Source organism: Microbacterium sp. UMB0228 (assembly GCF_002871415.1).
In the GTDB taxonomy this organism is placed as follows: domain Bacteria; phylum Actinomycetota; class Actinomycetes; order Actinomycetales; family Microbacteriaceae; genus Microbacterium.
Map to the genome: position 1 here is coordinate 489,984 of NZ_PNFU01000001.1, position 23,163 is coordinate 513,146.

The 23,163-nt window shown below is 72.6% G+C and carries 22 protein-coding genes and 1 tRNA gene; 17 read left to right on the forward strand and 6 right to left on the reverse strand.

Features of this window, described 5'->3' with window-relative positions; genetic code table 11:
- Nucleotides 1-48 precede the first annotated feature (48 nt).
- On the forward strand, nt 49-645 hold the full coding sequence (locus CJ226_RS02425) for a gamma carbonic anhydrase family protein (protein ID WP_025103909.1): 597 nt from the start codon (nt 49-51) through the stop codon (nt 643-645).
- Between the two features lie 72 nt (nt 646-717).
- Here CJ226_RS02425 and gdhA read toward each other — a convergent pair whose 3' ends face one another.
- On the reverse strand, nt 718-2,088 hold the full coding sequence (gdhA, locus tag CJ226_RS02430; RefSeq protein WP_102208213.1) for an NADP-specific glutamate dehydrogenase: 1,371 nt from the start codon (nt 2,086-2,088) through the stop codon (nt 718-720).
- Between the two features lie 132 nt (nt 2,089-2,220).
- Complete coding sequence (locus CJ226_RS02435; RefSeq protein WP_374754509.1) at nt 2,221-4,866, reverse strand: phosphoenolpyruvate carboxylase; 2,646 nt, start codon at nt 4,864-4,866, stop codon at nt 2,221-2,223.
- 174 nt (nt 4,867-5,040) lie between these two features.
- Between CJ226_RS02435 and nhaA the strand changes: the two genes are divergently transcribed.
- The 4 genes from nhaA (at nt 5,041) to CJ226_RS02455 (ending at nt 9,072) form a co-directional block, all read left to right on the forward strand.
- Entirely contained in the window at nt 5,041-6,207 is a 1,167-nt protein-coding gene (nhaA, locus tag CJ226_RS02440) for a Na+/H+ antiporter NhaA (protein WP_062633510.1), read from the forward strand.
- A 19-nt stretch (nt 6,208-6,226) separates the two neighbouring features.
- The gene (locus tag CJ226_RS02445; protein WP_102208215.1) at nt 6,227-6,889 is read left to right on the forward strand and encodes a MazG family protein; all 663 of its coding nucleotides are present in this window, start codon (nt 6,227-6,229) and stop codon (nt 6,887-6,889) included.
- Nucleotides 6,890-6,956: 67 nt separating this feature from the next.
- A complete protein-coding gene (gene hisS / locus CJ226_RS02450) occupies nt 6,957-8,207 on the forward strand; it encodes a histidine--tRNA ligase (protein ID WP_219719846.1) in 1,251 nt (416 codons plus the stop codon).
- A 61-nt stretch (nt 8,208-8,268) separates the two neighbouring features.
- Nucleotides 8,269-9,072: an SGNH/GDSL hydrolase family protein gene (locus CJ226_RS02455; RefSeq protein WP_257996457.1), complete on the forward strand. Its 804-nt coding sequence runs from the start codon at nt 8,269-8,271 to the stop codon at nt 9,070-9,072.
- On the opposite strand, the gene CJ226_RS02460 is transcribed toward CJ226_RS02455, so the two are convergent.
- Nucleotides 9,041-9,568 carry a glyoxalase/bleomycin resistance/extradiol dioxygenase family protein gene (locus CJ226_RS02460; RefSeq protein ID WP_102208216.1) on the reverse strand — a complete coding sequence of 176 codons (528 nt, stop codon included), beginning with the start codon at nt 9,566-9,568 and terminating at the stop codon, nt 9,041-9,043. The genes CJ226_RS02455 and CJ226_RS02460 overlap by 32 nt on opposite strands.
- Nucleotides 9,569-9,660: 92 nt before the next feature.
- On the opposite strand from CJ226_RS02460, the gene CJ226_RS02465 reads away from it, so the two are divergent.
- Nucleotides 9,661-10,440, forward strand: a complete 780-nt coding sequence (locus CJ226_RS02465) for a helix-turn-helix domain-containing protein (RefSeq protein ID WP_102208217.1) — start codon at nt 9,661-9,663, stop codon at nt 10,438-10,440.
- Nucleotides 10,441-10,445: 5 nt separating this feature from the next.
- On the opposite strand, the gene CJ226_RS02470 is transcribed toward CJ226_RS02465, so the two are convergent.
- Together CJ226_RS02470 and CJ226_RS02475 are read right to left on the reverse strand one after the other, a co-directional pair.
- On the reverse strand, nt 10,446-11,684 hold the full coding sequence (locus CJ226_RS02470) for an APC family permease (RefSeq protein WP_102208218.1): 1,239 nt from the start codon (nt 11,682-11,684) through the stop codon (nt 10,446-10,448).
- A 41-nt stretch (nt 11,685-11,725) separates the two neighbouring features.
- The gene (locus tag CJ226_RS02475) at nt 11,726-12,196 is read right to left on the reverse strand and encodes a PaaI family thioesterase (RefSeq protein WP_071328137.1); all 471 of its coding nucleotides are present in this window, start codon (nt 12,194-12,196) and stop codon (nt 11,726-11,728) included.
- A gap of 99 nt (nt 12,197-12,295) precedes the next feature.
- Between CJ226_RS02475 and CJ226_RS02480 the strand changes: the two genes are divergently transcribed.
- The 11 genes from CJ226_RS02480 to CJ226_RS02530 all read left to right on the forward strand — a co-directional run bounded on the left by CJ226_RS02480 (nt 12,296) and on the right by CJ226_RS02530 (nt 23,079).
- Nucleotides 12,296-12,703 (forward strand): GntR family transcriptional regulator, encoded by a 408-nt coding sequence (locus CJ226_RS02480; RefSeq protein ID WP_102208219.1) that lies wholly within the window; start codon nt 12,296-12,298, stop codon nt 12,701-12,703.
- Complete coding sequence (locus tag CJ226_RS02485; RefSeq protein ID WP_102208220.1) at nt 12,690-13,745, forward strand: hypothetical protein; 1,056 nt, start codon at nt 12,690-12,692, stop codon at nt 13,743-13,745. The genes CJ226_RS02480 and CJ226_RS02485 overlap by 14 nt, the downstream gene beginning before the upstream one ends.
- The gene (locus tag CJ226_RS02490) at nt 13,742-14,701 is read left to right on the forward strand and encodes a CPBP family intramembrane glutamic endopeptidase (protein ID WP_102208221.1); all 960 of its coding nucleotides are present in this window, start codon (nt 13,742-13,744) and stop codon (nt 14,699-14,701) included. Before CJ226_RS02485 ends, CJ226_RS02490 begins: the two co-directional genes overlap by 4 nt.
- A gap of 4 nt (nt 14,702-14,705) precedes the next feature.
- Nucleotides 14,706-15,365, forward strand: a complete 660-nt coding sequence (locus CJ226_RS02495) for an O-methyltransferase (protein ID WP_102208222.1) — start codon at nt 14,706-14,708, stop codon at nt 15,363-15,365.
- A 112-nt stretch (nt 15,366-15,477) separates the two neighbouring features.
- Entirely contained in the window at nt 15,478-16,758 is a 1,281-nt protein-coding gene (eno, locus tag CJ226_RS02500; protein ID WP_062633535.1) for a phosphopyruvate hydratase, read from the forward strand.
- Nucleotides 16,759-16,835: 77 nt separating this feature from the next.
- Complete coding sequence (locus tag CJ226_RS02505) at nt 16,836-17,369, forward strand: septum formation initiator family protein (RefSeq protein ID WP_172400116.1); 534 nt, start codon at nt 16,836-16,838, stop codon at nt 17,367-17,369.
- A 47-nt stretch (nt 17,370-17,416) separates the two neighbouring features.
- Entirely contained in the window at nt 17,417-17,959 is a 543-nt protein-coding gene (locus CJ226_RS02510; RefSeq protein WP_062633538.1) for a DUF501 domain-containing protein, read from the forward strand.
- Complete coding sequence (locus tag CJ226_RS02515) at nt 17,956-19,275, forward strand: S8 family serine peptidase (protein WP_102208223.1); 1,320 nt, start codon at nt 17,956-17,958, stop codon at nt 19,273-19,275. The genes CJ226_RS02510 and CJ226_RS02515 overlap by 4 nt, the downstream gene beginning before the upstream one ends.
- Before the next feature lie 25 nt (nt 19,276-19,300).
- Nucleotides 19,301-20,797: an NAD(P)/FAD-dependent oxidoreductase gene (locus CJ226_RS02520; protein ID WP_102208224.1), complete on the forward strand. Its 1,497-nt coding sequence runs from the start codon at nt 19,301-19,303 to the stop codon at nt 20,795-20,797.
- 160 nt (nt 20,798-20,957) lie between these two features.
- The gene (locus tag CJ226_RS02525) at nt 20,958-22,016 is read left to right on the forward strand and encodes a hypothetical protein (RefSeq protein ID WP_102208225.1); all 1,059 of its coding nucleotides are present in this window, start codon (nt 20,958-20,960) and stop codon (nt 22,014-22,016) included.
- A gap of 196 nt (nt 22,017-22,212) precedes the next feature.
- Entirely contained in the window at nt 22,213-23,079 is an 867-nt protein-coding gene (locus CJ226_RS02530) for a cation-transporting ATPase (RefSeq protein ID WP_102208226.1), read from the forward strand.
- Between the two features lie 3 nt (nt 23,080-23,082).
- Here the strand turns inward: CJ226_RS02530 and CJ226_RS02535 are convergent.
- Nucleotides 23,083-23,155: transfer RNA gene (locus CJ226_RS02535), tRNA-Leu, on the reverse strand.
- Nucleotides 23,156-23,163: the final 8 nt, after the last annotated feature.

Sequence of the window (23,163 nt, forward strand, 5' to 3'; positions counted from 1 at the left end):
ATCCCCGAAGTCGTGCACGCCGCAGACGCCGAGGGCTAGTCTGGCCGCATGTTGTACGAGCACCTCGGGGCTCGCCCCCGCATCCACGACACCGCCGTCGTCGCTCCCACCGCCGTCATCTCCGGTGACGTGGAGCTCGGCCCGGGCTGCCAGGTGCTGCACGGCGCCGTCATCACCGCGGAGGGCGGCCCGATCACTCTCGGCGCACATGTCATCGTGATGGAGAACGCGCTGATCAGGGCGACCGCGGCCAACGCCGTCCACATCGGGGCGCACACCCTCGTCGGGACACTGGCCAGCATCGCCGGGGCGACGGTCGGCGAGGAGGTGTTCTTCGCGTCCGGAGCCCGGGTCTTCAACGGCGCGCTCGTCGGCGATCGGTGCGAGGTGCGGGTCAACGCCATCGTGCATCGCCGGGCCGTGCTGCCGTCGGGGACGGTGGTGCCGATCGGGTGGGTCGCGGTCGGCGATCCAGTGCAGCTGCTCTCACCCGACCGGGACGCCGAGATCGCGGCCGCGCAGCCCGAGCTCGACTTCCCCGGACACGTCTTCGGCGTCGATCGGGACACTCCCGACCTCATGGTGCAGCTCACGGAGCGCTACGGCAGCTCCCTCGCGCGGCACGCCGACGACCGTCAGGTCTGACCCCCACCCTTCGAATCGCCCGAATGGTCGCATCTCGGCCGGATTTGCAACCATTCAGGCGATTCGAACGGGTCAGATGACGCCCTGGGCGAGCATCGCCGCGGCGACGCGCTCGAAGCCGGCGATGTTGGCGCCCGCCACGTAGTCGCCGGGGACGCCGTGGCGCTCGGCGGCCTCGAAAGCAGCACGGTGGATGTCGCCCATGATCTCGCGGAGCTTGTTCTCGCTGTCGCCGAAGCTCCAGCGCTGCCGCGAGGCGTTCTGGCTCATCTCCAGCGCCGAGGTCGCGACACCGCCGGCGTTCGCGGCCTTGCCCGGGGCGAACAGCACGCCCGCCTTCTGGAAGGCCTCGACGGCCTCGGGCACGCACGGCATGTTGGCGCCCTCGGACACGGCGCGCACCCCGTTCGCGATCAGGGCCTCCGCATCGGCGAGGCTGACCTCGTTCTGGGTGGCGGAGGGCACCGCGATGTCGACGGGCACCTCCCACACGCTGCCGCTCTCCACGAACCGGGCGCTCGGGCGGCGGTTCGCGTACTCGACGATGCGCGCGCGCTCGACCTCCTTGAGCTGGCGCAGCAAGTCGAGGTCGATGCCCGCGTCGTCGACGACGTAGCCGGAGGAGTCGGACGCCGTCACCGCGGTCGCGCCGAGCTGGGCGGCCTTCTGGATCGCGTAGATCGCCACGTTGCCGGAGCCCGAGATGCCGACGCGCTTGCCCTCGAGGGAGTCGCCGTGCACGCCGAGCATCTCCTGCGCGAAGAACACCGCGCCGTAGCCCGTGGCCTCCGTCCGCACCTCGGCGCCGCCCCATCCGGTGCCCTTGCCCGTGAACATGCCGGACTCGTGGCGGTTGGTGACCTTGCGGTACTGGCCGAACAGGTAGCCGATCTCACGGCCGCCGACGCCGATGTCTCCTGCAGGGACGTCGGTGTGCTCGCCGAGGTGCCGGTAGAGCTCGTTCATGAACGACTGGCAGAACCGCATGACCTCGGCGTCGGACTTGCCGTGCGGGTCGAAGTCGGAGCCGCCCTTGCCGCCGCCGATGCCCTGACCGGTGAGCGCGTTCTTGAAGATCTGCTCGAAGCCGAGGAACTTGATGATCGACAGGTTGACCGACGGGTGGAACCGCAGGCCGCCCTTGTACGGACCGAGCACGGAGGAGAACTGGATGCGGTAGCCGCGGTTGACCTGCAGCTTCCCGGCGTCGTCGACCCACGGCACGCGGAACATGATCTGCCGTTCCGGCTCGACCAGGCGCTCCAGGATCCCGCCGTCGACGTACTCCGGACGCTGCTCCAGCACCGGGGCGATGGAGTGCAGCACCTCGTGGACGGCCTGGTGGAACTCCGGCTCGTGCGGGCTGCGCGCCAGCACCGTGTCGAAGACGGGCTGCACGGAGGCGGCGAGCGGGTGGAAGTCGGTGGGGGTGGTGACGGTCACGCGGGAGGGCTTTCTGATGGGGGATGGGGTGCGGGCGATCGTGTCGCGCGCGAAAGCAGAGCCGGGTGAGGCGGAGGTTTCACTCTAGCGTCGGCGACGAGGGCCTCCGCGCACACGGCGGAGCGGCCGGGGTCACCCGGTGTTCTGCAGGCCGGCGGCGACCCCGCTGACGGAGAGGAGGAGCAGGCGCTGCTGCTCGGCGTCCGCGCCGGAGCCCTCCGGCTGCTCCGGCGCCGACCGGAGCGCGCGGAGCGCCCGCAGCTGCAGGAGCGAGAGGGCGTCGACGTACGGGCTGCGCAGCTGCACCGCCCGCTGCAGCACGGGCTTGTTCTCCAGCAGACCCTCGCCTCCGGTGAGACGGATGACCCAGCGCCGCGTGAGGGCGAGCTCGTCGAGCACCAAGGTGGCGAGGTCGTCGCGGTCGCCGAGGGCGAGGTACTGCCGGGCGATGCGCTCATCGGTCTTGGCGAGGCTCATCGCGACGTTGTCGACCATCGTGCGCAGGAGTGGCCACTCGCGGTAGGCCTCCGTGAGCAGCTCCTCGTCGCCGACGGCCTCGAGCGCGGTGCCGAGTCCGAACCAGCCGGCGAGGTTGATCCGGGCCTGCGTCCACGCGAACACCCAGGGGATGGCCCGGAGGTCTTCCAGGGACTCCACCGAGAGCCCACGGCGGGCGGGCCGCGAGCCGAGCGCGAGCAGGCCGATCTCCTCCATCGGGGTCACGGTCGCGAACCACGGGGCGAAGCCCTCGGCCTTGACGAGCGCGAAGAACCGCTCGCGGGAGGCGGCGTCCATCGTCGCGGCGACGTCGGCGTAGCGGGCGGCCGCGCGGCTCGTGCGCTCCTCGACCGTGGGGGAGGAAGCCAGCAGCGTCGCGGCGGCGACCTGGTCGATGTGCCGCATCGCGATCGCGGGCTCGCCGTAGCGGGCGAAGATGACCTCGCCCTGCTCGGTGAGCTTGAACCGGCCGTCGACGGAGTGCGGGGGCTGCGCGAGGATCGCGGAGTTGGCGGGGCCGCCGCCACGGCCGAGCGCACCGCCGCGGCCGTGGAAGAGAGTCAGCTCGATGCCGGATTCCTGGGCCCAGCGGGCGATCTTCTCCTGCGCCGTGTACAGCGCGAGGTTCGCGGCCACGGGCCCGACGTCCTTGGAGGAGTCGGAGTAGCCGAGCATGACCTCCAGCCGGTTGCCGGTCGCGGCCATCCGCTCGCGGAACTCCGGGAAGGTGACGGCCTCCGCGAGGATCCCCGGGGCGGCCTGGAGGTCGGCGAAGGTCTCGAACAGCGGCACGACGTCGAGCACCGGGGCGTCGTCGCCGAGCGCATGACGGGCCAGCTCGTACACGTTCGCGAGGTCGGAGGCCGCCTGCGTGAAGGAGACGACGTAGCGACCCGCGGCGCGGAGACCCCGGTCGCGCTGGATGTCCGCGATCGCGCGGAACACCTCCAGCACCTCCTCGGTCTGCGTGCTGATCGCCCCGCCGGCCTCGAGCTCGGCCAGGGCCTTCGCGTGCACCTGGGAGTGCTGGCGCACCTCCAGCTCCGTGAGGTGGAAGCCGTAGGTCTCGACCTGCCAGATGAGATGCTGCACGCCGCCGAACGCGTGGCGGCGGGCTCCGGCGGCGACGAGGGAGGACTGCACGGCGCGCAGCTCCGCGAGCAGCTCCTCCGGACCCGGGTAGCCCTCGTCGTCTCCGCGGCGCGTGGCCGCCACGCGGCGGGCCATGACGAGGACGACCCGGCGGTGCGGCTCGTCAGGGGAACGGGCCGCGAGCTCGTCGGCGACCGTCGGCTCCGCGGCCGCGAAACGCTCCCAGAGCGCCGTGACCTCGGCGCTGGGCGGGGTGTCGTCCGCGGCGAGCGTGAGGGTGCGGCCGATCCGGTCGAGCGCCCGCTCGAGGCCGCGGAGCACGTGGTCGGAGGCGATCTGCGACGCTTCGCGGGTCACTGCGGCGGTGACGAACGGGTTGCCGTCGCGGTCGCCGCCGACCCAGGAGCCGATCCGCACGAACGCCGGGACGACCGGGGCGCTGGCGCCGGACTCCTCGCCGCGGAGGGCGTCGTCGATCCGGCGGTAGACGTGGGGGACCGTGGTGAACAGCGTCTCGTCGAAGACGCCCATGACGGTGCGGACCTCGTCGGTCGGGGAGGGCTTCTGCGCGCGCAGCGGCGCCGTGCGCCACAGGGTGTCGATCTCCTCGAGCATCCGGCGTCGGGCGCGGTGCTCCTCGGAGCCGCCTGCGCTGGCCGCGTCGTGCTGGGTGAGTAGCTCGGAGAGCCGGCGGATGCTCGATGAGACCGCACGGCGGCGGGCCTCGGTCGGGTGGGCCGTGAAGACGGGGTGGAAGCGCAGGCCGTTCAGACGACGACGGGCCTCGTCGTCGCCGACCTCCTCGCGCAGCCGGGCGTACGCCCCCGCGACCGTGTCCGTCGCCTGGGCCCCTGAGCCTGTCGAAGGGCCTGAGCCCCCCTGGGTCCCTGAGCCTGTCGAAGGGGCCTGCCCCGCCCGCTCCCGGAGCACGCGCACGCGCTGGTGCTCCTCGGCGAGGTTCACGAGGTGGAAGTAGCAGGTGAACGCGCGGGCGACCTCGTCGGCACGGGCGATCGTGAAGGAGTCGGCGATCGCCGCGGCGCGGTCGAACGCGTCGGAGCTGTGGTCCTCGTAGGCCTGGATCGTCGCGAGGCGCAGGCGCTCGACGTCCTCGAACAGGTCGTCGCCGCCGGCCTCGCGGAGCACCTGGCCGAGGAGCTGGCCCAGCATCCGCACGTCGGAGCGCATGGCATCGGGGATGCCGCGACCGGCTTCGAAACGACCGATCACGCGGATGGCCTCGGTGGGCGTCGGCTCGGAGAAAGCGGGGGAATCGGGGGTCACCCTCCGAGAGTAGCCGGGCGGATCGGGGTGTCCTGCACGCATGACGACCGTGTGACGCCGCGGCCTACGATGGACGGGATGCGCATCACAGCGAACCCCCTCCGCGGGCAGCAGTTTCCCGCCGTCCTCCTGCTCGTGGCCGCCGGCCTCGGCCTCCTCTTCGCGAACCTGCCGACGCACGACGCGATCGCCGGGCTGTTGGAGACGCACCTCACCGTCCCGGGGACGGCGCTGGACCTGTCGATCGCGCACTGGGTGTCGGACGGCCTGCTCGCGATCTTCTTCCTCGTCGTGGCGATCGAGCTGCGGCACGAGCTCACCCACGGCGAGCTCGACTCCCCGCGGAAGGCCGTGCAGCCGGCCATCGCGGCCACCGGCGGCGTGCTCGTGCCGATCCTCGTGTACCTGCTGATCGCGGGAGGGCCGGCGACGGCGTCCGGGTGGCCGATCCCGACCGCCACCGACATCGCCTTCGCGCTCGGCGTGCTGGCAATGTTCGGACGCGGACTCCCGTCCCGGGTGCGGGTGTTCCTGCTGGCCCTCGCGATCCTCGACGACATCATCGGCATCATCTTCATCGCGGTGCTCTTCGCCCACGACGTGCAGTGGCTCCTGTTCGGGCTCGCGATCGTCGGGGTGGCGGTGTTCTGGCTGCTGAGCCGCCTGCTGCACGCCACCGGACACACGCTCGTCGCGGTCGCGATGGCCGTCGTCGGCGTCGTCACGTGGGGCCTCGTCGCCTCGTCCGGCATCCACGCGACCATCGCCGGCGTGATGCTCGGCCTCGTCATGGCGCCGGTGCCCGCCGGACGCACCCGGCATGCGCTGGAGCCGACCGTGAACGGCGCGATCCTGCCGCTCTTCGCCTTCGTGGCGGCCTTCGTCGTCATCCCCGCCGTCTCGCCGACGGCCCTCTCCCCGGCCTTCTGGGCGATCGTGGTGGCCCTTCCGGTGGGGAAGATCATCGGCATCTCCTTGTTCGGCTGGCTCGCCATGCGCATCCGTCCGAAGGGGGCCGACCCGGCGCTGCCCTTCGCGGACATCCTCGCCGCTGGCGCCCTGGGCGGCATCGGATTCACCGTCTCGCTCCTGCTCGCGAACCTCGCGTTCGAGGGCGACGCGGTCATCCGCGACCAGGCGATCCTCGGCGTCCTTGTAGGGTCGCTCCTCGCGCTGATCCTCTCCGGCATCGTCGTCACCCTGCGCGCCCGGTGGTACCGTCGCGCTGCGCCCATCCCCGCCTGAGCCGGAGTCCGGAGGAAGCATGACCAGCGAGCAGCGAGGCCCCGAGGACATCGACGATCCGCTGCGCGCGGCCGCGGAGACCATGCGTGCGGTGCGGGAGCGGTGTGTGTGGTCGCAGCGCATCACGCACCGTGATCTCGTGCCGTACCTCATCGAGGAGTCGCACGAGGTGATCGACGCGGTCGAGGACGGCTCGCGCGCCGACCTCCGCGAGGAGCTGGGCGATCTGCTGTGGCAGGTGCTGTTCCATGCCGCGATCGCGGCACAGGATCCGGACGACCCGTTCGACATCGACGACGTCGCCCGCACGGTCACCGAGAAGATGGTGCGGCGGCATCCGCACGTGTTCGGCGACGAGGTCGCGGAGACGCCGGAGGAGGTGCTCGTGCACTGGAACGCGGCGAAGGCGGCGGAGAAGCGCACGCGCCGCAGCGTGCTCGACGGGATCCCGCGCGCGATGCCCGCCCTCGCGCGTGCGCAGAAGATGTCGGGTCGTGCCGCCGGTGCCGGCGTGGTGCCCGCGCAGCCGTCCGCCCTGCGCCCGTCGTCGGAGGAGGAGCTGGGCGATGCGCTCCTCGCCCTCGTGGACACCGCTCGGGCCGAGGGCTGGGACGCGGAGCGCGCCCTCCGGGAGCGGCTGACGCGCCTGGAGGACGAGGTCCGCGCCGCCGAGGCCGGTTGACCCGACACGGACACCGTCGCCGACCTGGGAAGATGGACGGGTGGCTACCGTGAACGCGCCGCGCGGCATGCGCGACTTCCTCCCCGCCGACAAGGCCCGCCGTGAGCGGGTGCTCTCCGTCATCCGCGACCGCTATCGCGCGCACGGATTCGACGAGATCGAGACCCCCGTGGTCGAGGAGTACGACCGGCTGCATGCCGGCATCGGTGGCGACAACGAGAAGCTGTCGTTCAACATCCTGCGCCGCGGCCTGGATGCGGAGGCCGTCCGCGCCGCCGCCGACGATCCCGCGGAGCTCTCCGACCTCGGCCTGCGCTACGACCTGACCGTGCCCCTCGCCCGCTTCTACGCGAGCAACCGGGGACAGCTCCCCGGCGTCTTCCGGTCCATCCAGATCGGTCCCGTCTGGCGGGCCGAGCGTCCGCAGAAGGGGCGCTACCGCCAGTTCGTGCAGTGCGACATCGACATCATCGGCGACGCGTCCGCGCGCGCCGAGGCCGAGCTGCTGGCCGCCTCGCTCGACGCCGTCGACGCCCTGGGGCTGGAGGGCGCGAGCGTGCGGATCAACGACCGCCGCGTGCTGGAGTGGATGCTGGGGCACTTCGGGTTCACCGAGGACGAGCGCCCGCAGGTGCTGATCACGATCGACAAGCTCGACAAGATCGGGCCCGAGGGTGTGGCCGCCGAGCTCCGCGAGCGCGGGGCCACGACGACCGCGGTCGACGCGTTCCAGGCCTTCCTCGGTCGCCCGCAGACGCTCGAGTACCACCCGTTCGGCGACCGCCAGATCCGCAAGGCGCTCCCGGACGGCGCGCCAGACGAGCTCGTCGCCCACCTCGTCGGCATCGGCGAGGCCGTCGCGGCGGGCCGAGGGCAGGACGACATCCCGCTCGTGTTCGACCCGTTCCTGGTCCGCGGCATGGGGTACTACACGGGGACGATCTTCGAGCTCGCGCACCCCTCCGTCACGTACTCGCTCGGCGGTGGAGGACGCTACGACGGCATGATCGGCCGGTTCCTCCAGCAGGACGTGCCGGCGGTGGGCTTCTCCCTCGGGTTCGAGCGCCTGGTCGACCTCGTCTCGACGGACCCGGCCACCGCGGCGCAGGCGATCGTGCTGGTCCACGACGCGGCCGTCCCCGTGGCGGAGCTCGTGGCGCACAAGACGGCCCTCGTCGCGAAGGGCGCGCGGGTCCGCCTCGAACAGCGCACGAAGAACCTCAAGGCGCTGCTGGAGCGCTCCGCCGCGGACGACTACACCCACTTCGCGAGCGTGCGTCCCGGCGACGACGAGCTCGAGGTGAAGACGCTGGCCTGAGTCGCCCCCGTCGGGACGAGGCGTTCACCGGACGTTCACGGCGGTCGGCTGAAATCGCGCCGTGCGTCGTCTGCCTCTGCTGACCCTGGTCGCGCTCGCCGCCGCGCTCGTCCTGGGCGCCCGCGCGGTCCTCGACCGGCAGGCCGCCCTCGCACGCCGGCGCATCGGGAAGCCGCTGGGGGAGCAGTCGCTCGACGCCGACCGTGTCTGGCGCCCGGGGCTCGAGGGCGAGCCGCTCGACCTCCTGCTGCTGGGCGACTCCCTCGCTGCCGGCCTGGGAGCGGCACGGCGGAAGGAGACCCTCGGGGCACGGCTCGCGAAGGCGACGGCACGCCGACTCGGGCGTCCCGTGCGGCTGCGCACCGCCGCGGTCGTGGGGGCGGAGTCGCGGGATCTCGACGGGCAGCTCTCCCGCCTCCCCGCGGACTATCGCCCTGACGTCGCCGTGATCGTGGTCGGTGGCAATGACGTCACCCACCGCCTCCCGGCAGCGGAGTCGGCCCGCCACCTGCGCGCGGCTATCGTCCGGCTGCACGCTCGCGGTGCCCGCGTCGTCGTCGGCACCTGCCCCGACCTCGGCGCCCTGCGCGCGGTGCCGCAGCCGCTGCGCCGCATCGCCTCCGGTCTGTCCCGACGGCTGGCGGAGGCGCAGGCGGAGGCCGCGCACCGGGAAGGAGCGGAGACGGTGGACCTGCGGCGGGCTGTCGGCCCGATGTTCTTCGACGAGCCGGAGGAGATGTTCAGCCTCGACCGCTTCCACCCGAGCGCCCTCGGCTACCGCCGCACCGCGGAGGCGCTGCTGCCGGCCGTCGAGCGGGCCGCCCTGGTCGCGCTCAGCTCCCGGCACTCTCCGGCGCCGCGCTGAACGAGGCCGCCCACTCCGCGACCCGTCGTGCGCTCTCCTCGTCGGAGAGGTCCTCCACGCGGGTCATGATCGACCAGCGGACGCCGAACGGGTCGCGGATGCTGGCGTAGCGGTCGCCGGAGACGAACAGGGACGGCGCCTCGCGGACGGTCGCCCCCGCCGCGACGGCGCGCGCGACCACGGCGTCCACATCCGGGACGTAGAGGCCCATCGAGTAGCAGTCGTCGTCGCCGGAAGGCGCGGGCACGAGGTGGTACTCGGGGCTGGGTTCGCCGAGCTGGAGCCGTCCAAGCCCGAAGTCGAGGTCGGCGTGCGCGACGACACCGCCGAACTCCGTCACGTCGACCACGCGGGCGCCGAAGACGTCCCGGTAGAACTCGACGGCGCGGGCGGCGTCGGGGATCGCGAGGAAGGGGGTGAGCGAGGTCGCGCTGTGCGGGCGGCCGTCGGTGGTGTGTGCGCCGGTCACACCGGCCGGAGGTGTCTGTGCGGTCATGCGGCCACGGTAGGCGGGCGAGGGTACCCGCCGCTTGAAGATCCGCGACACGTCGCCGACGCCGTGTCGGTGGCGCGTTCTACGCTGGGCCCATGGTGGACCGGACGCGCGGAGTGCTCTATCCCGCACAGCTGCCCTCGTTCCATCGGCTGCCCCCGCCCCCACACGCCGCCGCGCTCGTCTCCTGGTTCTGGATCCCGGAGTGGAGCCTCCCGGACGGCGAGGTGTCCCGGCAGGAGATCGTCTCGTATCCGGCCGTCAACCTCGTCGTCGCCCCGGAGGGCGTGTCGATCTCGGGCGCCACGAGCCGCGCGTCGACCAGGGAGCTGCGGGGGTCGGGGTGGGCTGTGGGCGCTCTGCTCCGCCCCGCCGCGGTCCCTGCTCTCACCGACGACCCTCCGGCCCTGATCGACGCGGAGCACTCCTTCGACGCCCCCGAGCTGCATGCGGCGGTGACGACGGCGATGCGGACCGCGCCCGAACGCCGGGAGCGCGCCGTCGCGGTCTTCTCCGCGTGGCTGTCGCAGCGCGTGGGCCCGGTCGGCGCGGCGGGGCGGCAGGCCAACGCGATGCTCGACGTGCTGCTGGGGGAGGGGGCGGCGCTGACGCCGGAGGAAGCGGCGACCCGACTCGCGCTCTCGGTGCGCACGCTGCAGCGGCTCACGCACCGCACCGTCGGGCTCTCGCCGGGCGCGATCATCCGCCGCCGTCGGCTGCAGGAGGCGGCGCAGCGTCTCCGCGAGGAGCCGGAGACGGACCTGACGGCGCTCGCCGCCGCGCTGGGGTACGCCGACCACGCCCATCTCACGCGCGACTTCGCGACCGTCCTCGGCCTGCCGCCGCGGGACTATCGCGCCAGGCTCTCCGGCTGAGGCGATCAGCCGTGTCGCTGCTGCTGCCGCCGTACCCGCAGCGCCCGTCCGGCGACCCCGAGCAGCACGACGCCCATGCCGACGAGCGAGGCGAGGGCGGGAAGCGTGCTCACGAGCACGAGGCAGCCGAGGGCTCCACCCACCTGCAGTGCCCGGGGGTATCGTCGGGCCGCGCCGTGCTGGCGGAACGCGGCGGCGTTCGCGATGAGGTAGTACAGCAGCACGCCGAAGGAGGAGAACCCGATCACCTCGCGGAGATCCCCGACGAGCACGAGTGCGATCACGATGACCGCGAGGATGATCTCGGCGCGGCGCGGCACCTGATGGCGCTCGTCGATGCGGGCAAGGAACCGGGGGAGGTCCCCCTCTCGCGCCATGGCGAGCGTCGTGCGGCCGATGCCGGTGAGCAGGGCGAGCAGAGCGCCGAGGGAGGCGGCGGCCGCGGCGACCCGCACCACGGGGGCGAACGCCGACCAGCCGGCCGCGGTGAGGACATCGGCCAGGGGCGCGGCGGCTCCCCGCGCGTCGCCACCGAGGACGAGGAGCACCACGACGCCGACGAGCGCGTAGACGACGACGGCGCCGCCGAGAGCGAGCACGATCGCGCGGGGGATCGTGCGCGCGGGGTCGACGACCTCCTCGCCCATGGTGGCGATCCGGGCGTAACCGGCGAAGGCGAAGAACAGCAGTCCGGCGCCCTGGAGCACGCCGTACACGGTCGTGTCGGGGAGCGGCGCGGGGGTGGCGGTCGGCGCGGCGCCGAGGCCGACCGCCACCACGACCGAGAGCCCGAGCAGCGAGCAGGCCACGAGGATGCGGGTCGCCAGCGCGGTCCGCGTCACGCCCAGGCAGTTCACGACCGCGAGGGCGGCAACGGCGATCACGGCGATCAGGGTCTGCCACCCCGCCGGAGCGGCGTAGGCGGCGAAGGTCATGGCCATGGCGGCGCAGCTCGCGATCTTCCCGATCACGAAGCTCCAGCCGGCGACGAAGCCCCACCACGGTCCGATCTCCGCGCGCGCATAGGCGTACGTGCCTCCTGCCACGGGGTGCACGGCCGCGAGCTGCGCGGACGCGGTGGCGTTGGCGTAGGCGACAGCGGCGGCGATCGCGAGGGCGAGGAGGATCCCGCTGCCGGCGACCTCGATGGCCGGTCCCCAGACCGCGAACACGCCGGCACCGATCATCGATCCGAGGCCGATGGCGACGGCGTCCGGCAGCGTCAGGCGGCGGGCGAGGGGCACCCGGTCATCGTCCCACGCCGGGGTGAACGGCCGGTGACGCGTCAGCCGCGGGACGCGGTGACGCGCTTCTTCTCGCGGATGTAGACTTCGCGGCGCACCGTCGCCACGACGTCTCCGTCGCGATCGGTGATGACCGTCTCGAACCACTCGAGCACCTTCGCGCCGCCGTGGGCGCGCTGCCGGAGCTCCTCCGCCTTCTCCCGCGTCACCTCGAACTCCGCGGTCAGCACCCCGCGCCCCGGCTTGAGGAACTCGATCTCGCCTCGGGTATCCCACACGACGTAGTCCCGCCCGAGCTGATGCATGACGAGCATGAAGAAGTACGGGTCGGTCATCGCCGACATCGACCCGCCGAACGCGGTCTTGACGTAGTTGCGGGTGAGGAGGTTCACGTGCAGCTCCACGGTCGCGTGGGTCCAGTCGTCGCTGAACCGGCGGACGCGGATGCCGCTGCAGAGATTGGGGATCCAGAGGCTCATGCCGAGGGCGAGGCGGCGGGGCGTGATGCGCATGAGGTCAGTGTGGAGGATGCGCCGAGTTCCCGCGAAGACGTCTGGAGGGTTGGCACAGTTATTCTAGTTCACATAGAATAAATAGCGAAGGGAGATGCCATGCTCATCCGCGTCGATGTCGACAGCCCGCACGCGCTCTACGACCAGGTCGCCGCCTCGGTGCGCGCCGACATCCTCTCCGGTGCCCTCGCGCCCGGCGATCGTCTGCCGGCCGCCCGCGACGTGGCCGCCGCGCTCGACATCAATCAGCACACCGTCCTGCACGCCTACCAGCGCCTCCGCGACGAGGGCCTGGTCGACCTCCGGCGGGGGAGGGGCGCCGTGATCGCCGCCTCTGCCGCGCCGCTCGCCGAGCTCTCGCATGAGATCGATGGGCTGATCCGCCGGGCGGCGGCCCTGGGCGTCTCCGCCGAGGCCCTCGCCGGGATCGTCCGCACGCACCGCGCAGATGCCGAACCTCCCACCCCCGCCGCGACCCCCCAGGAGGCCTCCCATGGCGACGCCTGACCCCACCCGCACCCCTCCGGCCACCCTGCGCCGCGCACGACGGGCCTTCGTCCTCGTGGCGCTCGTCCTCCCGGTGCTCATCGTCGCGGTCTCCGCTCTCGTGCTCACGGCCTGGCTGCCGTCGTTCCCCACCGACGTCGCGATCCACTGGGGCGTCGACGGGGCGGACGGTTCCGGCCCGGCCGCCACCTACCTCTGGGTGCTCCTCGGCGTCGGTCTCGGCATCCCGGTGCTCCTGACCGTCACGACGCTGGTCGCCGTCGGGGCGCACTGGGGCGCGACCGCCCGTCTCCTCGGAGCGACCGCGGCCGGGATGTCGGCATTCGCGGGCGTGATCTGCCTGGGCTCCCTGGCGATCCAGCGCGACCTCCCGCCCTCCGGTGAGGTCCCGGGCATCGCGGGAGTGATGGCACTGGCCTTCGCGGCTCTCCTCGGCGTGGGCGCGATGGCGTGGTTCGCGCAGCCGCGGGTGCAGTCGGTGCCCGGCGCCGCTCTCGAGCCCCGCCACGACGTGCGGGTCGGCGACGGCGAGCGGGTCGTCTGGGTGGGCACCACGACCATGCCCACCGGTGCCCTCGTCTTCCTCTTGCTCGTGCTGCTCGGGCTCGTGGCGCTCGCCGTGACGATGCTCGTCATGGGCACCCCGCTGGCCTGGGTCTCGGGTCTGGTCGCGCTCGTCGTCGGGTTCGCGCTGGCGGCGACCGCCTCGTTCCGGGTGCGCGTCACGCCGGACGGCATCGACGCGCGTGCCGTGATCGGGTGGCCTCGAAAGACCATCCCGGTGGCGGAGATCGCGTCGGCCAGGGCCGTGCGCATTTCGCCCTTCGGCGAGTTCGGCGGCTGGGGGTGGCGTCTCGCTCCGGACGGCCGCAGCGGGATCGTGATGCGCCAGGGGTCGGCGATCGAGGTGCATCGCCGCGACCACGGACCGTTCGTCGTCACAATCGACGGCGCGGAGGAGGCGGCGGCGCTCCTGCAAGCCTACGTGGACCGATCCGCGGGGCCTGCGCCCTCCGGAGGAACGGAGAGGACGGCACGATGAGCGCTCTGACGCCGACCCGCGTGCCCTGGCGCGCGGTCCTCATCTTCACCCTCACGGCCTGCGGGCTCGCGGCTCTCGTCTGCCTGCCCCTGTGGCTCGGCGACGGCCTCGCCGAACCCTTCGCGGGAGCGCTCCTCCCGGTGATGATGTTCACACCCGCGGCCGCGGTGCTCGTCGTCATGCTCACCACGGGCGTGCCGGAGAAGGGCAGTCGGGCGCGCTTCCTCGGGATGTGGCCGCTGCGGCCCGCGAAGCGCGTCGTCGGGCTGCTGGTCGCGGCCTGGCTCGTGCCGCCGCTGCTCGTCGCCCTCGGCGTCCTCCTCGCGGCCGCATTCGGGTGGGTGCGGCTCGACCTCACCTTCTCGACCTTCGCGGATCAGCTCGCCCAGGCTCTTCCCCCGGGGACACCGGTGCCGCCGGTCGGCGTGGTCGTGTTCGCGCAGCTCGCCGCGATCCCGGTCGGGGCGCTGGTGAACAGCGTGCTCGCCTTCGGTGAGGAGCTCGGCTGGCGCGGCTGGCTGCTCCCGGCGCTGCGTCCGCTCGGCACCTGGCCGGCGCTCCTGCTCAGCGGGGCGATCTGGGGACTGTGGCACAGCCCCGTCATCCTCCTCGGTTACAACTTCGGCCGGACGGACGTCACCGGCGTGCTGTTCATGATCGGCGGCTGCGTGGCGTGGGGGGTGCTGTTCGGCTGGCTGCGGCTGCGCTCCGGCTCGCTGTGGCCGGCGGTCGTCGCGCACGGGGCCTTGAACGCCGCCGCGGGCCTGGTCGTGATCGTCGCCGCCGAGCAGCCCGACCTCGCCCTCGCCGGACCGCTCGGTGTCGCGGGCTGGATCGTCGCTGCCGTCGTGGCCCTCGTCCTCGTGCTCACGGGGCAGTTCCGCCGACAGCCGGAGCTCGCCGCACCGCCCACCCCGCCGACGCTTGACGGCCGGCCGGCGCCGGGGGTTGGCTGAGCACATGGAATCCACTCCCGCCGCCTGGGCCCGCGCCGACACCTTCCTCGCCGACATGCTCGTGGGTCCGGACTCGGCCCTGGCGTCGGCGTTGGAGGCGCAGCGCGCGGCGGGGCTGCCCGAGATCGAGGTCGCCCCGGTCGCGGGGAAGCTGCTGAATCTCCTCGTGCGGATGAGCGGCGCGCGCCGCGTGCTGGAGATCGGCACCCTCGGCGGCTACTCGACGATCTGGATGGCCCGCGCGGTCGGACCGGCGGGACAGGTCGTGACGATCGAGGCGGAGGCGGACAACGCCGCCGTCGCCCGGGCCAGCATCGACGCGGCAGGAGTGGGGGACCGCGTCGACATCCGGATCGGTCGGGGAGCCGACGTGCTGCCGACACTCGCCGGCGCCTTCGACCTCGTCTTCATCGACGCCGACAAGGAGTCCAACACCGTGTACCTGGACTGGGCCGCGAAGCTCGGTCACCCGGGCACCGTTGTCGTGCTCGACAACATCGGCCGCGACGGCGAGATCGTCCGCGACGACTCGACGGACCCCAAGGTGAACGGCACGCGCGCGGGGCTGCGGATGCTCGGGGAGGACCCGCGCTTCGACGCCACGGCGCTGCAGACGGTCGGGATCAAGGGATGGGACGGCATCGCGCTCGCCCTCGTCGTCTGACGCGGGCGGATCCCCCCGGCTCGTCTCCGGGTGCGGTCCGACGCCGGGGATAGACTGGGCGCGGATCGACGACGCTCCACACACCCTTCCATCCTGAGCAAGGAGCACATCAGTGGCACTGATCGAGGCTGTAGGCGCACGCGAGATTCTCGACTCGCGCGGAAACCCGACCGTCGAGGTGGAGGTGCTCCTCGACGACGGCATCGTGCAGCGCGCCGCCGTCCCCTCCGGTGCCTCGACCGGCGCCTTCGAAGCGTACGAGCTGCGGGACGGCGACAAGAGCCGCTACGGCGGCAAGGGCGTGCTCAAGGCCGTCGAGGCGGTCATCGACGAGCTCGGCCCGGCTATCGAGGGCGTGGAGGCGAGCGAGCAGCGCATCGTCGACGAGATCCTCATCGAGGTCGACGGCACGGACAACAAGAAGCGTGTCGGCGCCAACGCCATCCTCGGCGTGAGCCTCGCGGTCGCGAAGGCCGCCGCGGACTCCGCCGACCTGCCGCTGTTCCGCTACCTCGGCGGTCCGAACGCGCACGTGCTGCCCGTGCCCCTGTTCAACGTCATCAACGGCGGAGAGCACGCCGACAATGGCATCGACATGCAGGAGTTCTTCCTCGCCCCGATCGGCGCGGAGACCTACTCCGAGTCGCTGCGCTGGGGCGTGGAGACCTACCACGTGCTGCGCGCGGAGCTGAAGGCCGCCGGCTACGCGACAGGTCTCGGCGACGAGGGCGGCTTCGCCCCCGACCTGCCCAGCAACCGCGAGGGCCTCGACTTCCTGGTCAAGGCGATCGAGAAGGCCGGCTTCACGCCCGGCACCGACATCGCCCTGGGCCTCGACGTCGCCGCGACCGAGTTCTTCAACGACGGCGTCTACCGTCTCGACAACAAGGACTGGGACGCCGAGGCGCTCACCGAGTACTACGTCGGGCTCGTCAACGACTTCCCGATCGTCACGATCGAGGACGCGCTCGCCGAGGACGACTGGGACAACTGGAAGCACCTCACCGAGGCCCTGGGCTCGAAGGTGCAGCTGGTCGGTGACGACCTGTTCGTCACCAACCCGCAGCGTCTCGCCGACGGCATCACGCGCGGCGTCGCCAACTCGCTGCTCGTGAAGGTCAACCAGATCGGCACGCTCACCGAGACGTTCGACGCCGTCAGCCTCGCGCAGCGCTCCGGCTACACGGCGATGCTCTCGCACCGTTCGGGTGAGACCGAGGACACGACGATCGCCGACCTCGTGGTCGCCACGAACGCCGGCCAGATCAAGGCGGGTGCCCCGGCGCGCAGCGAGCGCGTCGCGAAGTACAACCAGCTGCTGCGCATCGAGGAGGAGCTGGGCGACGCGGCGGTCTTCGCCGGCCGTTCCGCCTTCCCGCGCTACCAGGGCTGAGCGCCCGCGACAGCGACCACGCCGCATCCGCGGCACGACCGCGCCGCCCGGATGGCGGCTGACACGAAGGAGGAGCCGTGGCACGACGACCGGCTCCTCCTTCGCCGTCGATCGGAGCGGCGACGCCTCGCTCGACGTCCTCGTCGCGACAGCCGCGGAGCGGCGCCCCCGCCGCACCCCGCGTGGACGTGCGCGAGTGGGCCTCGGGCATGCGGCTCTCGGCCTTCTCCGTGATCATGCTCTCCCTCGTGGTGCTGGGAGCCTGGGTGCTGGTGCCCACGCTGGGCACCTTCATCGATCAGCGGCAGAAGATCGCGGCGCTGGAGCAGTCCGTGCAGGTGAGCGAGGACGAGATCGCCGCGCTGACCGCGGAGCGCGAGCGCTGGGACGACCCCGCGTACATCACGACCCAGGCCCGTGAGCGCCTGTACTACGTCAAGCCGGGCGAGGTCGTGTACCTCATCGACAACGACCTCGATCCCTCCACCCTCCCGCGCGAGCAGGAGCCGGTGAGCGACACCCTCGAAGAGAAGCCCGCCGACTGGATGCCGCAGCTGCTGCGCACCCTCGTCTCCGCGGGACTGAGCGACACCGCCGTCCCCGCAGGCTGAACCCGGGCTCCGAGCATCCTCCCGGACGGCTCCCCTACGCTGGTGGGGTGACCACCCCGCCGTTCCCCGCGCCCACCTCCGCCGAGCTCGCCGTCGTCTCGACCCAGCTCGGACGCCCCGCTCGCGGTGTCGTCGGCATCGCGGCCCGCTGTCGGTGCGGGAACCCCACGGTGGTGGCCACCACCCCGCGCCTGCCCGACGGCACGCCGTTCCCCACGTTCTACTACCTCACGCATCCGGCGGCGACCGCCGCGATGTCGACGCTCGAGGCGAACCAGGTCATGCCCGAGCTCGCGGCGCTGCTCGCGGAGGACGAGACCGTGGCCGCAGCCTACCGGTCCGCCCACGAGGCGTACCTCGCCGACCGTGCGCAGTTCGGCGAGGTGCCCGAGATCGACGGGATCTCCGCCGGAGGCATGCCCACCCGGGTGAAGTGCCTGCACGCCCTCGCCGGACACGCCCTGGCGGCGGGAGCCGGTGTGAACCCGATCGGCGATGCCGCGCTGGCCCGCAGCTCGTGGTCTCCCGAGGTCTGCCGCTGCGAAGAGCCCGGCGCCGCCCTCCGCGACGATCCGGCACGTTCGGCATGACGCGGCGGCGGATGCTGCGCGGCGCCGTCGCCCTCGTGGCGGTGGCGGCATCCGTCCTGCTCCTCGGTTCCACGGCGACGCCGACGCCGACGCCACCTCCGGTCGCCGACGACCCTGGCGATCCGGTGCGGGCGGCCGAGTACTGGCTGGACGGTGCCCGCATCCGCGACGCCTGGCAGACGACCCGCGGGGAGGGCGTCACCATCGCCGTCATCGACACGGGCATCGGCAAGGTGCCGCAGGTCTTCGACGACGCCGTCGTCGGGGGAACGGACGTGTCCGGAGCCGGGACGCCGGACGGCCGCACGCCGCTCGGTGCCGTCGACGGCAACCACGGCTCGTGGGTGGCGTCGCTCGCGGCGGGCCGCGGCAAAGCGGACGGCACCGGCATGATCGGGGTCGCGCCCGAGGCGGAGCTCCTCTCGATCTCCGTGGGGTTCGGCGCCGCCGCGGCGGTGCCGTTCACCGAGCAGGTGGCCACCGGCATCCGCTGGGCCGTCGACCACGGCGCCGACATCATCAACCTCTCGTTCACGACGAACACGCTCGACTGGGATCAGAGCTGGGACGACGCCTTCCTCTACGCGTTCGAGCACGACGTCGTGGTCGTCGTCGCGGCCGGCAACCGGGGGAGCGGCACGAACATCATCGGCGCGCCCGCCACGATCCCCGGCGTGCTCACGGTCGGCGGCGTCGACCAGACCGGCACCGCGAGCATCGAGGCCTCGACGCAGGGCATCACCATCGGCATCTCGGCGCCGAGCGAGGGCCTGCTGGGGGTGTCGGCGGACGGCGAGGTCGTCTCCTGGAGCGGGACCAGCGGCGCGGCTCCGATCGTCGCCGGCGTCGCGGCGCTCATCCGCTCCGCGCACCCCGACATCTCCGCGAACGACGTCATCAACCGCATCATCAAGACGGCGATGCCGGTGGCGGATGCGAAGAAGCCGCGCGATCCGCTGTACGGCTTCGGCCTGGTGGACGCGGAGGCGGCGATCTCGGCGAACCTGCCGTCCGTGAGCGAGAACCCCATGGGCGATCTCGCGGAGTGGGTGCGGCTGTACCGCCGTGCCGACAGCGCGCCCACGCCCGAGCCGTCGCTCGCCCCCGTGGAGGTGCCGCCGCTGCCGGACGCGGATGCCCCCACCGACCCCGGTTCACCGCTGCTTCCCAGCGCCGACTCCCTGCGCTACGGTACCCTGCCGCTCATCGCCCTCACTGTCCCTGGTATCCTGGTAGCGCTTGGCGTCACCGCAGCTGCCCGGCGCATCCGATCGGCGCGCGTTCCCGTACGCCACAATCCCGACTCCGAGGAGTAGTTCTTCTGTGCCTCAGAACAGCACTGTGCCCAAGATCCTGATCGTCGGCGGAGGGTACGCAGGTTTCTACACCGCGTGGAAGCTCGAGAAGCATCTGCGCAAGGGCGAGGCCGACGTGACCATGGTCGACCCGCTGCCGTACATGACGTACCAGCCGTTCCTCCCGGAGGTCGCCGCCGGATCGATCGAGGCCCGGCACTCCGTCGTCGCGCACCGCCGTCACCTGAAGCGCACGCACGTGCTCACCGCCAAGGTGACGAACATCAACCACGCGCAGAAGGTCGCCACCATCACGCCGCCCGTCGGTGAGCCGTACGAGTTCGCGTACGACCAGATCGTCGTCACCGCGGGCGCCGTCTCGCGCACGTTCCCGATCCCCGGCATCGCCGACAACGCGATCGGGCTCAAGACGATCGAAGAGGCCGTTGCCATCCGTGACAAGGTCATGTCGAACTTCGACAAGGCCGCGTCCCTCCCCGCCGGTCCCGAGCGCGACCGCCTGCTGACCGTCGTCGTCGTGGGCGGCGGCTTCGCCGGCATCGAGGTCTTCGCGGAGCTCCGCTCCCTCGCGTCCTCGCTGGTGAGCAAGTACCCGCAGCTGTCCTTCGAGGACACGCACTTCCACCTCATCGAGGCCATGGGGCGGATCATGCCCGAGGTCTCGCTGAAGACGAGCGAGTGGGTGCTGAAGGACCTCGCCAAGCGCGGCGCCAACGTCCACCTCGACACGCAGGTCACGGGTGCCATCGACGGCAACGTCGAGCTCTCCACCGGCGAGGTCATCCCGACGGACGTCATCGTGTGGACCGCCGGTGTCATGGCCAACCCGACCGTCGTTCGCGGCGGTGATCTGCCGGTGGAGGAGCGCGGTCGCATCCAGACCCGCGCCGACCTCCGCGTCGGCACGCCCGAGGCGTTCGTCGAGGGTGCCTGGGCCGCGGGTGACGTCTCGGCCGTTCCCGACCTCTCGGGCGGCGGCGTCGGCGGCTTCTGCGTCCCGAACGCACAGCACGCCGTGCGTCAGGCGAAGCTCCTGGCCAAGAACGTCGTCGCCGTGATCCGCGGCGAGGACCCCAAGGAGTACTTCCACAAGAACCTGGGTGCGGTCGCCGGCCTCGGCCTGTACAACGGCGTCTTCCAGTCGGGCAAGATCGCGCTGAAGGGCTTCATCGCCTGGCTCGCGCACCGCGGCTACCACGGTCTGGCCATGCCGACGTGGGAGCGCAAGTGGCGCGTGCTCTGGGGCTGGTGGAACAACCTGTGGCTGGGCCGCGACCTCGTGAACCTGCAGACGGTGCAGAACCCTCGCTACGTCTTCGAGGAGTTCGCCGCCCGCCCGCGTCCCGCGGCACCCGCCGACGCCACCCCGGCAGCCAAGGCGCCGGTCGCTGAGAAGCCGGCCGCTGCGCCCGCGGCGGAGACGCCGTCCGAGATCAAGAAGCCGGCCGCCAAGCGGCCCGCAGCGAAGAAGGCTCCGGCCTCCTCCGCGAAGGACTCCGCGGAGACCGCTGCGGCGAAGTGACCGTCCGGTTCTGAGGAGAAGGCCCTGAGCGCGTGAGCGCCGGGGCCTTCTTCCGTTGACCGGGGACGGGAGTTGGTCACGTAACATCTCACATTGTACGCTCGCAGGGGTGCTCGGGAGGGGTGTGTGCGAGGCACCCCCGATGCGGGGAGGAGGTCCGGTGAGCGCGCACGGGGGAGAATCGCCGACCGTCAGTGTGTCGATCCGGACGGGGCCGGGCGAGGACGCGCATGCCGCACAGCTCGCGGCACGGCTCGACGGCGCTCCCGTCCGCATCTGCCCGACGGGCGCCGCGGCATGGCGGCCCTGGACGCGACGAGCCACGCATCATCTCGTCCTCGACGCTGCGGTGCGCCCGCACCCTCACCTCCTCGCCCAGGTGCAGGAAGCCGTCGCCGCGCAGCCCCGGGCGGTCCTGAGGCTCTTCACCCGCAGTGACGGCTACGCCTCGCATGCGTCCCGGGTGGCGGCGTTCTCCGGGTGCTCGTGGTTCGTGCCACCGGGGCCCGTTCCGTCGTCCGTCGCCGTCGTGCTGCCGGTTCCCGAGGCGGCGGAGTTCGCACGTTCCGTCCCTGGTGGCGATCTCGACCCCGTCGGGCTGCTGCTGCAGCGGTTCGCGGCGGGACAGGGCCTCAGCCTGCTCGCGAGCACGGCCGATCTCGTCCAGCTCGAAGGGCCGGGGGCGCACGCTCCGGCCACCGCCTTCCTGTCTGCGGCGAGGGCGCCGGCGGACTGGTGGCGGCGGCCGTCGCTCGTGTCGCCGTCGTCGATCCCGGTGGTCCATCTCCGGGACGGCGAGCCGCTGTCGTACGAGTCCGTGCCTGGCGCGCCGGATGGTTGGCGCCTCCGCGCACGCCGGGAGGTGCCGACGCCGCACGCCCGACGGCTCGCACGAGTGATGCAGGAGCGCCTTCTCGGCACGGAGGTGGCCCGCAGCCATCTCCGCGCAGCGGCCGTGCTCCTCGGCGTGGCGGGAGTGCTGCGCGACCAGCTCCTCCTCGCCGCGGGGCAGGGCCGTCCGTCCGATGAGTTCGGCACGGCGGTGGCGCGGGAGGCGGCGGCGACCCTCGCCCTCGGGCCGCTGGCGGAGGCGGTCCCGGCTGCGAGTCGACCGGATGGTGCCGCAGAGCTCCGCGACGCCTTCCGAGTGCTGTACGACGAGATGACTGCCATCCTGGGCACGGCGCCTCCCGGACCGGCGCGTGGAGCCGATCCATAGGCCGCCTCGCTAGCGTGTCGACCGCAAGGGGAGTACTCCCGTCTGCAGCGACGTCGTCATGACGGGCATGTCATCGTGCCCCGGCCCGCTGGCCCGCGAGGGTGGAGGAGACCTTGGCACCCGAATCGCGGGCTGCCCGGAACCTTGCGTCGACAGACGTCGCGGAGACGGCGGTCCGTCCCACGAAGGGACCCCCATGTCGAAGCTCTCCCGCCTGATCCGCCTCGCCACCGACGCCATCGACGCGAAGGGGGGAAGCCCCGGCGCGCGCGGCGGCGAGGGCGCGCGTGCCTCCACCGACTGGAGCGGGATGATCCGCGGGGCGGTCGACGCCGTGCGCGGCACCGATCCTCAGGCGCAGCGCCCGACCACGCCTCCTCCCGCGTCCCCGGCGCCCGCCCGTCCCGCCGGACGAGCATCCGCCGCAGGGGCGTACGCCCCGCCGCCCGCCCCCGCGGCCGGGGGTGCGTCGGACGTCTCCGCGGCGGACCGCGCGGCCATCGCCCGGTACGACTACCTCCTGCAGACAGCGGATCCGCATCGGATCGAGCAGATCCATCGCGAGGCCTTCGCGCGCCTCACGCCGTCGCAGCGCGCGCACGTCGACGCCCGCATGCGGGCGGAGCTCCCGGCGGAGGAGCGACCGCGCTCGTCGTCTGCGGACGACCTGGCCCGCGCGGCCGGGCGGGCCGAGGCGGTGCAGCCGGGCCGCCTCCGCGGACTCCTCTCCCGCACCCGTGGCGGCGGGGCCGCGGTCGCCGCGGGCGGCGCGGCGGTCGGTCTCCTCGGCGTGGTGGCCGGCGGAGCCGTCGTGAGCGCCGTGGCCGCACCGCTCCTGGAACAGGCGGCGGGGCTCGGGGTGGACTTCGACGCGCTGGCGCAGGGCATCGACCTGGATGCGCTCGCCTCCGGCGTCGACATCGATGCGCTGGCCGGCGGCGCCGACGAGATCCTCGGCTCGGCCGGCGAGGTCGTCTCGGGGCTCGGCGAGACGGCGACCGGCTGGGGGGAGCGGCTCGGCGATCTCGGTATCCCCGGGATCGGCGACATCCTCGGCCGCTGACGGTGCCCCCGCTGGGACTCGAACCCAGACTGAGGCGATTTTAAGTCGCCTGCCTCTGCCATTGGGCTACGGGGGCTGCGCCGC

Coding starts and splice junctions, on each gene's coding strand:
- CJ226_RS02425 (WP_025103909.1), top strand. CDS start 49: ATGTTGTACGAGCACCTCGGGGCTCGCCCCCGCATCCACGACACCGCC.
- CJ226_RS02435 (WP_374754509.1), bottom strand. CDS start 4,866: ATGCGCTCCGACGTGCGGATGCTGGGCCAGCTCCTCGGCCAGGTGCTC.
- nhaA (WP_062633510.1), top strand. CDS start 5,041: ATGCGCATCACAGCGAACCCCCTCCGCGGGCAGCAGTTTCCCGCCGTC.
- CJ226_RS02445 (WP_102208215.1), top strand. CDS start 6,227: ATGACCAGCGAGCAGCGAGGCCCCGAGGACATCGACGATCCGCTGCGC.
- hisS (WP_219719846.1), top strand. CDS start 6,957: ATGCGCGACTTCCTCCCCGCCGACAAGGCCCGCCGTGAGCGGGTGCTC.
- CJ226_RS02460 (WP_102208216.1), bottom strand. CDS start 9,568: ATGACCGCACAGACACCTCCGGCCGGTGTGACCGGCGCACACACCACC.
- CJ226_RS02465 (WP_102208217.1), top strand. CDS start 9,661: ATGGTGGACCGGACGCGCGGAGTGCTCTATCCCGCACAGCTGCCCTCG.
- CJ226_RS02475 (WP_071328137.1), bottom strand. CDS start 12,196: ATGCGCATCACGCCCCGCCGCCTCGCCCTCGGCATGAGCCTCTGGATC.
- CJ226_RS02480 (WP_102208219.1), top strand. CDS start 12,296: ATGCTCATCCGCGTCGATGTCGACAGCCCGCACGCGCTCTACGACCAG.
- CJ226_RS02485 (WP_102208220.1), top strand. CDS start 12,690: ATGGCGACGCCTGACCCCACCCGCACCCCTCCGGCCACCCTGCGCCGC.
- CJ226_RS02490 (WP_102208221.1), top strand. CDS start 13,742: ATGAGCGCTCTGACGCCGACCCGCGTGCCCTGGCGCGCGGTCCTCATC.
- CJ226_RS02495 (WP_102208222.1), top strand. CDS start 14,706: ATGGAATCCACTCCCGCCGCCTGGGCCCGCGCCGACACCTTCCTCGCC.
- CJ226_RS02515 (WP_102208223.1), top strand. CDS start 17,956: ATGACGCGGCGGCGGATGCTGCGCGGCGCCGTCGCCCTCGTGGCGGTG.
- CJ226_RS02530 (WP_102208226.1), top strand. CDS start 22,213: ATGTCGAAGCTCTCCCGCCTGATCCGCCTCGCCACCGACGCCATCGAC.